This is a genomic window from Rhodococcus sp. Z13 (assembly GCF_025837095.1).
In the GTDB taxonomy this organism is placed as follows: domain Bacteria; phylum Actinomycetota; class Actinomycetes; order Mycobacteriales; family Mycobacteriaceae; genus Rhodococcus; species Rhodococcus sacchari.
The window spans coordinates 2,218,086-2,232,409 of record NZ_CP107551.1 but is presented as its reverse complement, the minus strand read 5'-3'; the positions used below and the strand labels follow the sequence as shown (position 1 = coordinate 2,232,409).

4 protein-coding genes are annotated in these 14,324 nt (G+C 71.8%); 1 reads left to right on the top strand and 3 read right to left on the bottom strand.

Annotation, left to right across the window (positions count from 1 at the left end; translation table 11 throughout):
- Positions 1-2 precede the first annotated feature (2 nt).
- Together scpA and mutA are read right to left on the bottom strand one after the other, a co-directional pair.
- Complete coding sequence (gene scpA, locus OED52_RS10220; RefSeq protein WP_264154510.1) at positions 3-2,249, bottom strand: methylmalonyl-CoA mutase; 2,247 nt, start codon at positions 2,247-2,249, stop codon at positions 3-5.
- Positions 2,250-4,115, bottom strand: coding sequence for a methylmalonyl-CoA mutase small subunit (gene mutA / locus OED52_RS10215; protein ID WP_264154509.1), 1,866 nt, complete (start codon positions 4,113-4,115; stop codon positions 2,250-2,252).
- A gap of 252 nt (positions 4,116-4,367) precedes the next feature.
- Here mutA and OED52_RS10210 point away from each other — a divergent pair, with 252 nt between their 5' ends.
- Positions 4,368-5,066 (top strand): TVP38/TMEM64 family protein, encoded by a 699-nt coding sequence (locus OED52_RS10210; protein ID WP_264154508.1) that lies wholly within the window; start codon positions 4,368-4,370, stop codon positions 5,064-5,066.
- On the opposite strand, the gene OED52_RS10205 is transcribed toward OED52_RS10210, so the two are convergent.
- A complete protein-coding gene (locus tag OED52_RS10205) occupies positions 5,063-14,254 on the bottom strand; it encodes a non-ribosomal peptide synthetase (RefSeq protein WP_264154507.1) in 9,192 nt (3,063 codons plus the stop codon). The genes OED52_RS10210 and OED52_RS10205 overlap by 4 nt on opposite strands.
- Positions 14,255-14,324 lie beyond the last annotated feature (70 nt).

Here is a 14,324-nt window from a genome sequence, read left to right as displayed (position 1 = left end):
CTTCAGCCCTCGAGCTGGTGGCCGAGCTGCGCGGCGAGCTTGGTCAGCAGACCGGTCGCCGCATCCGCGATCACGGTGCCGGGCGGGAAGATCGCCGCTGCACCGGCCGCGTAGAGCTCGTCGAAGTCACCCGGCGGGATGACGCCGCCGACGACCACCATGATGTCCTCGCGGCCCACCTCGGCCAGTGCCTGCTTGAGGGCAGGAACCAGCGTCAGGTGACCCGCGGCCAACGACGACACGCCGATGACGTGCACGTCGTTGTCGGCCGCCTGCTGGGCGACCTCCTCGGGGGTCTGGAACAGCGGTCCCACGTCGACGTCGAAGCCGAGGTCGGCGAAGGCCGTGGAGATCACCTTCTGGCCTCGGTCGTGACCGTCCTGGCCCATCTTCGCGACGAGGATGCGCGGGCGGCGGCCCTCCTCCTCGGCGAACTTCTCGACCAGAGCGGTCGCAGCGCTGATGTTGCCGGACTTGCCGGCCTCGTCCCGGTACACGCCGCTGATGGTACGGATCTCCGCCTGGTGACGGCCGTAGACCTTCTCCAGCGCCTCGGAGATCTCGCCGACGGTGGCCTTGGCGCGGGCCGCGTCGATGGCGAGCGCGAGCAGGTTGTTCTCGAGGCCGTTGCTCTCGGCGGCGGCCGCGCGGGTCAGCGCGTCGAGGGCGGCGCGGGTGGCCTCCTCGTCACGCTCGGCGCGCAGCTGCTCGAGCTTGGCGATCTGCTCGGCGCGCACGCGCGAGTTCTCGACCTTGAGGACCTCGATCTGGGCGTCCTCGTCGACCTGGTACTTGTTGACGCCGATGACCGGCTGGCGGCCCGAGTCGATGCGCGCCTGGGTGCGGGCCGCCGCCTCCTCGATGCGCAGCTTCGGGATGCCCTCCGAGATCGCCTGGGCCATACCGCCGGCGGCCTCGACCTCGGCGATGTGGGCGCGGGCCCGCTCGGCGAGCTGGTGGGTGAGCCACTCGACGTAGTAGGAGCCGCCCCACGGGTCGATCGGGCGGGTGGTGCCCGACTCCTGCTGCAGCAGCAGCTGGGTGTTGCGGGCGATGCGCGCCGAGAAGTCGGTGGGCAGCGCGAGCGCCTCGTCGAGGGCGTTGGTGTGCAGCGACTGGGTGTGGCCCTGAGTCGCGGCCATCGCCTCGATGCACGTGCGGGCGACGTTGTTGAACACGTCCTGCGCGGTGAGCGACCAGCCGGAGGTCTGCGAGTGGGTACGCAGCGACTTCGACTTCGCGTTCTTGGCACCGAACTTGTCGACGATCTCGGCCCAGAGCAGGCGGCCGGCCCGCATCTTGGCGATCTCCATGTAGAAGTTCATGCCGATCGCCCAGAAGAAGGACAGACGCGGCGCGAACTTGTCGACGTCCATGCCCGCGTCGAGACCGGCACGGATGTACTCCATGCCGTCGGCGAGGGTGTAGGCCAGCTCGAGATCGGCGGTCGCACCGGCTTCCTGGATGTGGTAGCCGGAGATCGAGATCGAGTTGAACCGGGGCATCTTCGCCGAGGTGTACGCGAAGATGTCGGAGATGATCCGCATCGACGGCTTCGGCGGGTAGATGTAGGTGTTGCGGACCATGAACTCCTTCAGAATGTCGTTCTGAATGGTTCCGGCCAGCTGCTCGGGCTTGACGCCCTGCTCCTCCGCGGCGATGACGTACAGCGCGAGGATCGGCAGCACGGCGCCGTTCATGGTCATCGACACCGACACCTGCGACAGATCGATACCGTCGAACAGCTGACGCATGTCGAGGATCGAGTCGATCGCGACGCCGGCCATACCCACGTCGCCCTGGACGCGCGGGTGGTCGGAGTCGTAGCCGCGGTGCGTCGCCAGGTCGAAGGCGACCGACAGGCCCTTCTGGCCGGCCGCGAGGTTACGCCGGTAGAAGGCGTTGGACTCGGCGGCAGTGGAGAAGCCCGCGTACTGGCGGATGGTCCACGGCTGGTTGACGTACATGGTCGGGTACGGGCCGCGCAGGAACGGCGCGAGACCCGGATAGCTGTCGAGGGGATGACCCTCGGCGGCGACGGCGTCGCGGTCGGCCTTGGTGTAGACCGGCTTGACGTCGATGCCCTCCGGCGTGGTCCACACGACCTCGTCGGGGCTGTAATTGTTCGCCGCGGCAACGGATTCGACGAGCGCGGCGGCCTGCTCCGCGGTGGGAGCGGCAGACGCCGGCGCCGCCGGGTCCGTCAACGGGACGTCGGCGAAACTGCCGATTTCGTGTTCGATGCTCACTTACGCTCCCAGAGTGTTCAACAGGTCGGAGAGGGCCGCCACGGCGTCGATCCGCGCGTTGAGGAAGCCGTCCGGGCGGCTGTCGCCCTGCGCGTCCCCGACGACCTTCTCGGGTCCGGCGAGCAGCACCGTGGAGATGCCGGCGGCGCGCAGCGCCGCGGTGGCGGTGGCCGCCTCCTCGCCGTAACGCGTGTCGGTGCCGCACAGCACCGCGACGCCGGTACCGGTCTCGCCGACGAGCCCGGACAGGTCCGAGCCGAGATCGAGCGGGCCGGGGTTGATCGCCTCGATACCACCGGCGGCGAGCAGGTTCGTGGCGAAGGTCGCGCGCACGTTGTGCTCGGCGATCGGGCCCAGCGGCGCCAGCAGCACCCGCGGGCGGGCACCGTGGGCGGACAGGTGGGCGTCCGACCGGTCACGCAGCGCCTCGAACGGAGCGGCGTAGCGGGCGGCGATCTCCCCCGCCTCGGCGGCACCGGCCGGCAACGGCTTCTCGGCGAGGTTCGGGAACTCGTTGACACCGGTGACCGAGAACTTGCGGTGCGCGATGTCGGTCTCGCGGCGAGCGCGGGTCGCGGCGATGCGCTCGGCGATCAGCCCGGCGTCGAGCGCGGCGCGGTAGCCGCCGGCCGCCTCGATCTCCTGGAAGAACGACCAGGCCTTCTCCGCGATCTTCGCGGTGAGTTCCTCGACGTACCAGGAGCCGGCGGCAGGGTCGAGGACCCGGCCGAGGTTGGACTCCTCGAGCAGCAGCAGCTGGGTGTTGCGGGCGATGCGCGCCGAGAACGACTCGGACACGTCGAGCACACCGGCGGGCAGGGCCGCGTCGAAGGGCAGCACGGTGACCGCGTCGGCGCCACCGACACCGGCACCGAAGGCGGCGAGGGTGGTGCGCAGCATGTTCACCCACGGGTCGCGCTGGGCCATCATCGCGGCGGAGGTCACCGCGTGCTGCGGCGCGTTGCCCGCCTCGGGGGCGCCCACGACCTGCGCGATCCGCGCCCACACCTGGCGGCCGGCACGGAACTTGGCGATGGTCTGGAACTGGTCGTCGGTCGCGGCGAGACGGAACTCGAGCTGGGCGAGGGCGGCCGCGGCGGGGATCCCGGCGGCGACGAGCTCGCGCACGTACTCGATGCCCGCGGCGATCGCGGCGCCGAGTTCCTCGGCGTCGGAGGAGCCGGCGTTGTGGAAGACGGTGCCGTCGACGGTGATCGCACGGACGGTCTCGGTGCGCTCGCCGGCGGTGCGGGCCAGCTCGGTCGCGTCGGCGAGGGTGACGTCGGCGCGACCGGAGAAGGCACTGGTCAGCGGGGCGGCGCCGAGAGCCAGACGCACCGCGGCGCAGTCCTGGACGTCGGTGCGGGCGTCGAGCAGGGCGTAGAGGGCGGTCGCCGCGGCGACGGTGTCGGCACCGGCGTCGAGGGTGACCGGCGCCAGGTCGAGCAGCACGCCGTTGAGGGCGGTGGCCAGGGTGTCCACGGGGACCGCGCCCGCGCCGGTCTCGAGCCACAGGGCACTGACACCGTTGTTCAGGGCGTCGAGGATGCGCTCGTTGACCGCGGCCGCGTCGGTGCCGGTGAAGCGGACGTTGACGAGCCAGCCGGTGTTGACGTCACGGGTGGCCGAGCCGCCGCGCACGTACGGGAACTCACCGGGCAGCGGGGGCTCGTCGCGCTCGTCCCGGCGGCTGTACAGCGGGGCGACGGTGACGTCGTCGTAGGTCGTGGTCTCCAGCAGGCGCTGCGGCTCGGGGCCGAGTTCCGCCGGATCGACGCGCCGGGACTTGGCCAGCACTCCCGCAACCGCGTCCTGCCACTGCGCATATGCGCGCGCGGCATCCTCGGCTTCTGCAGCTAATGACACGTGCGATTCCTCCTACTGCGGGTTTGCAGGCTGTGGTTCGGACGGCGTTGTCGGCCGGAGACGGACGACCCCGGAACAGGGTAGGGCGTCGCTGCTGTGATGCTAGCCCCACACACCGAGGCGGCGTTGTGGGGATCACCACAGATTCTCTAACGATCGATAACGAACGCGTCCGACGAGACGGTACCCTGCGCCCCACCCGCCCCCGCACGGGGGCAACCCGTTGCGGGGCGACGGGTAGTCTGAGCACCCGTGACGAGGCTTATCGCAGACCGCAGAGTTCTCGGCATCCTCGTCCTGCTGGCGCTGCTCGTCGCCGCGGCGCTCGTGGTGCCGCACCCGTCGATCGGGCAGATCCGCGAGTGGTCGGAGTCCTTCCACGGGCCCGCGCTCGTGCTGGTCTTCTTCGCCGTGCACGCGATCGCGACGATCGCGCCGATCCCCCGCACCGTGTTCACCCTCAGCGCCGGGGTGCTGTTCGGCAGCGTCGTCGGCATCTCGGTGGCGGCCGCAGCGAGCACGGTCAGTGCGGTCCTGGCGTTCCTGCTGGTGCGGGCGGTGGGCCGCAAGGCCGTCGCCGAACGGCTGACACACCCGAAGGCGCAGGCGATCGACCTGCGGCTGGCGCGGCGCGGCTGGCTCGCGGTGGGCTCGCTCCGGCTGATCGCGGCGGCGCCGTTCTTCGTCGTGAACTGCTGTTGCGCGGTCTCGTCGGTGCGACTGCTGCCGTACACTCTCGCCACGATCGTGGGCATCATGCCCGGCACCGTCGCGGTCGTGCTGCTCGGCGACGCGCTCACCGGGCAGACCCATCCGGGCCTGATGGTGGTGACCGCCGTGTGCATCGCGCTCGGGCTCGGAGGGCTGTGGCTCGAGGCGCGGCTTCCCGAACCCGCGGGTTCCGCGCTCGACGCCCTGACCGATCCCGATCGGTCCCCCGTCTCCGACTAGTCCGCATCGAGGTGGTCGGCCAGGATCGGCCCGATAACCGTGAGCGGCTCCGGCGTCATCAGGTGGTCGTGGTCGCAGTCGACGACGTGCTCGGTGATCGTCCCCGAGATCCACGGCCGCCACGTCCCCGGTGACTCGCCCGCGTCCAGGGAACCGGCCGCGGCGCAGAACACCAGGTCCCCGTCGAAACTTCCGAGGCCGAGGTCCGTCCCGCCCGGGTCCGACTCCGCGAGGACCCGCTCTATGCGCCGGAGGCCGGCGGCGGACAGACCTGTCCTGTGGCCGACGGCGCGGTCGATCGCCGCGGCGGCGTCCTCGTACGACGGCTCGTCATCGCCCGGCACATCGATTCCCAGACCGGTCAGCATCCCCGCGAGGGTGAAGGTGCGACGCACCTGCGGCACCGGGTAGTAGTCGAGGATCACCAGGTCGACGGCCTCCCCCTGCACCCGCAACTCGACCGCCATGTGGTGCGCGAGAAGACCGCCCAGGGACCAGCCGAGCAACGCGTACGGCCCGTGCGGGCGCACCGCGCGCAGTTCCTCGACGTAGCGGTGGGCGAGTTCGGCGCGGCTTCCGTAGGCGGGCCCGCCGGACAACAAGGGCAGTTGCAGCCCGTACACCGGGCGGTCCGGCAGATACCGCAGCAGTCCCGTGTACACCCACGACAGTCCGATGGCCGGGTGCACGCAGAACAGCGGGGTCCGCCGGCCCTGCCCGCGGAGGGTGATCAGGACGTCGAGCAACCCCGTGACGGGAATCCGGGTGGTCGCCGCATCGTCGAGAACACGTGCCAGCGCCGCGGGTGTGGGCGCCCGGAAGATCAGCGACACCGGGACGTCCCGGTCCAGTTCGGTGCGCAGCGCCGAGACCACCGAGGCGGCACCGAGCGAGGTACCGCCGAGCTCGAAGAAGTCGTCGTCGGCGCCGATCCCGGTCAGGCCGAGTGCCGCGGCGAAGGCGCGCGCCACGAGCCGTTCGGTGGGTGTCTCCGGCGCACGGTACGGGGCGCGGGTGGGCGGGACCGCCGGTAGCGCCGACCGGTCGATCTTGCCGTTCGCGGTGATGGGAAGGTCCTCGACCACCATCAGGGCCGTCGGCAGCATGTAGCGGGGCAGCCGCGCGCCGGCGAACTGCAGGAGCTCGGCGGTCCCGATCGCCTCGCTCCCGATGGGGACCACATAGCCGACGAGCCGGTCGCCGGCGCCGTCGTCGCGGACGACGACCACCGCCCGCGCCACCGCCGGGTGCCGGACCAGGGTCTCCTCCACCTCCTGCAGTTCGATCCGCAGGCCCCGCAGCTTGATCTGGAGGTCGGTACGCCCGACGTACTCGGCGTCACCGGTTCCCGGGGGACGGCGCATCAGGTCCCCGGTGCGGTACATCCGCCGGCCGGCAGGCCCGAACGGATCGGCGACGAACCGGCTCGCCGTGAGCCCCGGCCGCCCGAGATAGCCGCGGGCCAGGGCCGGACCGGCGAGGTACATCTCCCCCACCGCCGCATCCGGGACGGGCTGCAGCCGCGAATCGAGGACGTACTCGACGAAGCCGGGCATGGGAGTGCCGATCGTGACGGGCCGGTCCGCGACGAGGGGGTCGAGCAGGTTCGACATCACCGTCGTCTCACTGGGCCCGTATCCGGCGACCATGTGGTGATCGCCGGCCCAGGCCTGCGCCAGGGCGGGAGGGCACGTCTCGCCGCCGACGCTCACGAAGATCAACGCCGGCAGGTCCTCGGGCCGGAGGGTCGCGAGCACCGCCGGTGTGGTGTAGAGGTGGGTGACGTCCGTGGCGGCGAGGACCCGGGCCAGTGCGTCGCCGGCGTCGATTCCCGGGGGCACCACCGCGAGCCGCGCGCCCGCCGAGAACGCCACGACCGATTCCAGCAGCGACGCATCGAAGACCGGCGAAATCGACTGTGCCACAACAGAATCGCTATCTGCCACGGTCGCGAGCCGGTGCGCCAGGTGGGCGATGCCGCGATGCGTCACCACCACCCCCTTCGGAGTTCCGGTCGACCCGGACGTGAAGATCACGTAGGCGGAGTTGTCGGTGCGCACGGGCGCCACGCGGTCGGCGTCGGTCACCGGTGCGGCATCGAACGCATCGAGGGTGGCTTCCTGCACGCACAGCGTCGGAGCGGTGACGGGAAGGGCGGGTTCGGGCCGGTCGACGAGCACGCGGGCCGGTCGCACCGCCGTGAGCACCGCCGCGGTGCGCTCGGCGGGATGATCGGGATCGACCGGCACGTACACCCCTCCGGCGCGCAGCACCGCGTGCATCGCGACCAGCCGCAGGAAGGAGCGTCGCATCGCGACGACCACGGGCGTCTCCGGTCCCACTCCACTCGAGATCAGCAGCCGCACAGCCTGATTCACCCGGCAATCGAGCTCGGCGTAGGTCCACCGGCAGCCGTCGTCGACCACCGCGACGGCCTCGGGTACCCGGCTCGTCCAGTCGTCGAGCAGCTCGGTCCACGTCCGCTCCCCACCCGGCGCCGGGGATGCCGTGGCGGGTGCGACCTCGTCGGCGACACGGATCCGACCGAGCGGCGCGTCCGGCCGGGTGACGAGCAGGGTCAGGACCCGGGCCACCCGGGCGACGATCCGTTCGGCGGTGGTGACGTCGAACAGATCCGGACGGTAGGTCAACCGCAGTGTCGGCCGGTCGGTGGGGTGGACGACGAGTGTGAGTGGATAGTGCCCGGAGTCGCGCACGGTGACCTCGTGCACGCACATCCCCGCGACGTCGACGGCCTCGGACAGGCCCGCGTGGTCGACGGGATAGGACTCGACCACCGTGAGGGTGTCGAAACCGGCGGCGGGCCCGGCGACGCGGGCGATGTCGGCCAGGCCGAGATGGTGCCGGTCCACCAGTTCGGCCTGTTCGGCGCGGACCCGGTCGACCAGCGCCCCGAGTGTCTCGTAGGCGTCGAGACGGACCCGGACCGGCACCGTGTTGACGAACAGCCCGACCATCTCCTCGATCCCGGGGACCTCGGCGGGCCGCCCCGAGACGGTGCTGCCGAACACGACGTCGTCCCGCCCGGTGAGCCCGGACAGCACGATTCCCCACGCGGTCTGCACGAGGGTTCCGACAGTGGTGGCCCGGGCGCAGACGAACGTCTCCAGGCGCCGGGTCGTGGCCGGGTCCAGCACGAGGCTCGTCTCCTCGGACAGGGCCTCGACGGGTGCCCGTAGGGCCGCCGGTGCGACGAGCGTGGGGCGATCGAGACCGCCGAGACGACGTGCCCACGCGGCGCGGGCGGCGTCGGTGTCCTGCCGGGTCAGCCAGTCCAGGTAGTCCCGGTAGGGCGGCACCGGCGGGAGTGCGGTGGTGACCCCGTCGGTGACGTAGAGCGCGAGCAGTTCCTTCAGCAGCAACGGGGTGGACCAACCGTCGAGCAGGATGTGGTGGTTGGTGAACACCACCCGCACGTCGTCCGGGCCCATCCGCACCAGGCTCAACCGCATCAGCGGACCGCGTCCCGGGTCGAATCGTCGTGTGCGGTCCTCGTCCCGGACCCGGGCGAGGGTGGCCGCCCGGGTCGCCGTGTCCGCCTCGCTCACATCCAGTTCGCGGATCGGGACGTCCACCTGCGTGTGCACCACCTGCACGGGGGGTGAGGAGGCGTCCATGACGAAGTTCACCCGCAGGTTGGGGTGCCGAGCCACCAGCGCGGCGGTACTGCGCCGCAGCCGTGCGGAGTCGACCGTCCCGCCGAGATGCAGGATCATCTGCACGGTGTAGGCATCGACCGATTCGGTCTGTACGGCGTGGAACAAGAATCCGGCCTGTAACGGGGTCAGCGGCCACACGTCCTGGAGATCGGGGTGACGCTGTTCCAGTTCCTCGATCCGCTCCTGACTCAGGCGGACCAGCGGCAGGTCCGAGGGTGTGCGGCCTCCCGCGCCCGGCGTGGTGGTGTGACGAGCGAGGCCGGTGAGCATGTCACACCAGAGCTCCGCGAGTTCGGTGACGTGCTCGCGCTCGAGTACGCCGGTGGCGTAGGCGAAGCCGGCGCGCAGCCGGGGTCCGTCGGAGCCGTCGACGATCCCGGCGTCGATCGAGAGCACTGCCGGTGCCGGTTGTTCCGGATCGAGTCCGCCCCCGAACTCGAGGCCGGGTTCCGGCACGGCGCCGAGCCCGGTGTCCGGCCCCGGGTTCGTGATCCGGCCCGGACAGTCGAAGACGATCTGCGGGGCCGGCAGGGGTTCGAGTGCTGCTCGCGTCTCGTCGTCGAGGTAACGGAGGATGCCGTAGCCGATCCCGTGGTCGGGGATCGCCCGGAGGTTCTCCTTGACGGCCTTGACGGCACGCCCGGCCGCGGCGGAGCCCTCGGCGACCGCGCGCGGGTCGACGCCGGCGAGGTCGAGGCGCACCGGATGGGTGGTGGTGAACCAGCCGACCGTGCGGGACAGGTCCGCGCCCGGTACCGCCTGTTCCTCCCGCGCGGGTCGTGCCAGGCTCAGCGTCACCTGTGGGAGGTCGGTACCGCGCCGAGCGCGCCAGGCCGTGACGGCCGCGGCCAGGGCGGCCAGCAGCCCGTCGAGCATCCCGCAGTGGAAGGCCGCCGGCAGGGCGGTGAGCAGCGGCGCAGTGGCGGAAGCGGGCAGTTCGACGGTGACGGTGTCGAGCGTCGCGCCGGTGTCGACGGCCGGGTCGAGCGGTCGGCTGCCGAGCAGCGGATCCGGGCCGGCCGCCATCGCCTGCCAGAACCCGAGTTCACCGCGGCGGGTGCCGCGTCGAGCCTCGTCGAGGAGACCGTGGGCCCAGCCGCGCACGGATGTGCCGACCGGCGCCAGGTCGGGTTCGTGGCCGTGGTCGAGGCGGGTTGCCGCCGTGACCAGCTCCGTGAGCAGGATCCGCCAGGAGGCCACGTCCGTCACCGTCCGGTGGGCGACGAGCAGGAGCCGGGAGGATGCGCCGGTGTCGAAGTGGACGGCCTGCAGCATCACCCCGGCCATGGGGTCCAGCCGCCCGGTCGCGGCGTCGAGTTCGGTGTCGGCGAGCGCATCGAAGCCCGGCCCGGAGACGGCTTCGACCTGCCGGTGCCGCAGGATCATGGCCGCGGGGACGGCCCCGGCCGGTCGGGTCTCGAGACACCAGCGGTCCGCTTCACGGGACAGGCGGGCGCGGAGCATGTCGTGCCGGTCCAGCACCGTCTGCAGGGCGGCGGTCAGGTTCTCCGGCCGGATGCCGTCGGGCAGCGGCACGAGCACGGACCGGTGGCAGCGGGGGAAGCACCGCTCGCCGGTGAGCAGCCCTTGCAGGATCGGGGTGAGCGGAACCTCGCCGACTCCACCCCCGGGTGGTTCCTCCGGTCTCGCGGTGGCCGGGCCGTCCGCGGCGACCCGGGCGAGCGCGGCGACGGTCTCGTGGTCGAAGACGTCCCGCGGGGTGAACACCAGTCCGGCGGCCTTCGCGCGCGCCGCCAGCTGGATCGCCATGATCGAGTCGCCGCCGAGGGCGAAGAAGTTGTCGTCGATACCCAGCTCGTCCGGGCAGCGGTGCAGCACGTCGGCGAAGGCGTCGACGAGGGCCCGTTCCACGGGTGTCCGGGGTGCCCGGCGTCTCGCGGCGCGGCGGTCGGGCGCGGGCAGGGCAGCCCGGTCGACCTTTCCGTTCGCGGTGAGCGGCATCGCCCGCAGGGGCGCCACCACGGCGGGCACCATGAACTCGGGCAGCCGGTCCGCGAGCGCGGCCTTCAGCGCGGAGGCGTCCGGAGTCCGCCCGTCCTCCGGCACCACGTAGGCCACCAGCTGCTCGGTTCCGGTGTCGTTCCGGATCACCGCTGCGGCCTGTGCGATGTCGGGCCGGTTCAGCAACGCCGCTTCCACCTCACCGAGCTCGATGCGGTGGCCGCGCAGTTTCACCTGCAGGTCCACCCGACCGATATAGGACAGGCGAAGTGCGGACGGTTCGTCCGGTCCCGCGTCCTCCCCGGAGGTCCAGTACACGAGGTCGCCGGTGCGGTACATCCGGGATCCGGGGGCGCCGAACGGATCGGCGACGAACCGGGTGGCGGTGAGCCCGGGCCGGTGGTGGTAGCCGCGGGCGAGTCCCGGACCGGACGGATGGAGTTCGCCTGCCACTCCGATCGGCACCGGCTGCAACCGCGCATCGAGGACCACGGCGCGGAACCCGGGTCCGGGTCCACCGAGGGCGGGGGGCTCGCCGGGGACGAGATCGGCCGCGCTCATCTGCACGGTGGTCTCGCTGGGGCCGTAGCCGTTGATCATGCGGCGGCCCGGGGCCCATCGCTGCACCAGCCGCGGCGGGCAGGCCTCTCCTCCGACGACGACGGAGAGGTCCTCCAGGCTGTCGGGATCGAGGGTGGCGAGCACCCCCGGCGGGATGCACAGATGGGTGATCCGCTCGGCGTGCATGGCCTCGGCGAGTTCGGTTCCGGACAGGTGTGGTGGCCCGACCACCAGGTGGCCCGCTGCGCCGACGGCCGTGAGCAGCTCGAGGACCGCCAGGTCGAAGCTCGGGGAGGCGCCGTGCCAGACCCGGGCGTCGGTGTCGGCCAGTGTGCGGATCCAGGCGACCAGGTTCGCCAGGCCCCGGTGCGTGACCACGACGCCTTTCGGGCGCCCCGTCGAACCCGAGGTGTAGATGAGATAGGCCGCGTGGTCGGGGTGCAGGGTCGCCCGCCGGTCCGCGGAGGTCACGGGGCCGGAGGGGTGATGTGCCCGTGCTGCGGTCCCGTCGGGGTCGTCGAGCACCGTCCACGGCACCGCATCGGGGAGTTGCAGTCGTTCCGCCCGGGTGGTCAGGCCGAGCACGGCCCCGCAGTCGCGCAGCATGAAGTCGATCCGCTCGCGCGGGTAGGTGGGGTCGATCGGTACGAAGGCGGCGCCGGTCTTGGCGACGGCCCAGGTCGAGAGCACCGAGTCGACGGACCGCGACATACCGATCGCGACGGTCCGGTCCGGTCCGGCACCGAGGTCGACGAGCAGGCGGGCGAGCCGGTTCGACCGTTCGTCGAGTTCCCGGTAGGACAGCCGGGTGGTGCCGCACGAGAGGGCATCGGCCTCGGGGGCACGTGCCACGGCGTCGCCGAGGATGTCGGGCAGCAGCCGCACCGGTTCGGCGGGTGGTCCGCTCGCGGGGACGAGGGCCCGCCGTTCGGCCGGGCCCAGCAGGTCGAGGTCGCCGACGGGTGCGGCCGGGTCGGCAACGGCGGCCGCCAGGAGCGTCTCCAAGCGTTGCGCGAACCGCGCGATCTCGGTCGCGGTGTACCGGTCGGAGGCGTACCGGATCCGGAGCGGGTTGTGCCGATCGGGGACGGACAATCCCAGTTCCACCGCCCCGCGCGCGGTGTCGTCCGCGCCCGGGCCGGTGTCGTCGGCCCGGTCGAGCGTGACGCGGAACAACGGTGCCCGGGAGCCGTCGCGGGTGGGGGCCAGCGCCTCGAGCAGAGCCGGGAGGGGCACGGCCGCGTGGGCGAGCGCGTCCTCGACGGTCCGGCGGACGTCCGTGAGCAGCTCGGAGAACGTCCGCTGCGGCTGCGTGCGGACCCGCACCGGCAGCACCGCGCCGGATGCGGGGGGCACCGTACATCCGAGGACGATGTCACCGACGCCGGTCGTGCGGGCGAGGAGGACGACGACGGCGGTGTGCACGAGGGTGGACGTGTCGGCACCGTACCGTTCGGCGGTGGTGTCGAGGGCGCGGAGCAGATCGGTGTCGAGCCGGCGGGTGTGTTCCGCCCACCGGTGGGACGACCCGGGTGCCCCGGCCCCACCCCCGCCGGGGAGGGGCGCGGGTGGGGTCGGGGCACCGGCCAGGACCGTGGCCCAGTGTTCGAGCAGGGCGGTCGCCTCGTAGCGCGGCGCGGCCGCCGCGGCACTCGGCGGATGGATCGAGCCGAGCGGCATCGCCGGGTCCGCAGTGGTGAACTCGTCGAGTATCTCGGTGAATCGTGCGCACTGTGCGTCGATCTCGTCCTGCCGGTACCGGTTGGGGTTCGCCCGGAACTCGACGACGGTGCCGGTGGGTGCGCTGCGACGGTGGACGGTGATCAGCCGGTCCCCCACCGGACCGCGGGACAGCACGTGCGGGATGCCCGCGACATCCCCCACCCTCGGCTGCTGGTCGAAGAGCATGACGTTCACCAGCGGTACCGAGAACCTGGACACGGCTTCGTGACCGGCGCGGCGGATGTCGTCGAGGCCACAGGCCTGATGACGTAGGGCCCCGACCAGTTCGACCTGGGTGCGGCGGACGAGATCGTCGACCGATTCGTCCGGATCCACCCGGATCCGCAGGGGAACGACGTTGACGAGCATCCCGGCGGAGCGGCGCAGTTCGGCGGTGGTGCGGGCGGAGACCGGGATGTTCACGACCACCTCGCGCCGGCCGGACAGACGTGAGAAGAAGCAGGCGGCGGCCGCGAGCACCACGGCGGCGGAGGCGTCGCGGGTCCCGTCCGGTCCGGTACCGACCGTGTCCGGCAGTTCCGTCTCGGCGGTGAGCGTGCGCGCCGTGGGAGGAACGTCGGTGGTCTCGACCGCACCGGGGAGGCCGACGATGCGTTCGGTCCAGTAGTCACGGTCTGCGGCGAATCGTCGGGACGCACGGTACTGCCGGTCCTTCTCGTAGAGGGACCGCAGCGAGGCGGGCGGTTTCGCCCGGGGCACGGGCGTGTCGGTCGCCCGGCTCTCGAGCGCCTGGGAATACAGTTCGGCGCCGCGACGGATCAGGATCATGGCCCCGAAGCCGTCGAGCGCGACGTGGTGTGCCTTGACGTAGACGAGATGGTGCGCGTCGCCGATCCGGAGGAGGACGATCCGGCACAGCCGGTCGGACAGGAGGTCGACGGGTGTCTCCACGTCCCGACGGAGCCATTCCTCGGCTTCTGCGCGCGGATCGGGTGCGTCACGGAAGTCGAGCACCTCGGTGTCGAATCCGACGTGTTCGTCGACGAGCTGGAAGGGTCGCCCGTCCACCTCGAGCAGACGCAGGAACACCGTCTCGAACTCGCGTCCTGCCGTCGCCGAGGCCCAGCGCACCAGGTCCGGGTCGAGATCGCCGTGGAATTCGACGTACTGGGCGATCACGAAGGGAACGTCGGGCAGGAGTTGCTGAGCGATCCAGATGCCGTACTGGGCGGGACTCAGAGGAAATGCGCCGGCGGGTACGCTCGCGGAGGGCGTTTCGGCGGATTCGACGGGAATGCTCATGACGGACCCTTCGCGAAGATGCCGAATTTTCTTGTATTCGGCACGAATCCCCGACGCGGCCGGTGCCGGT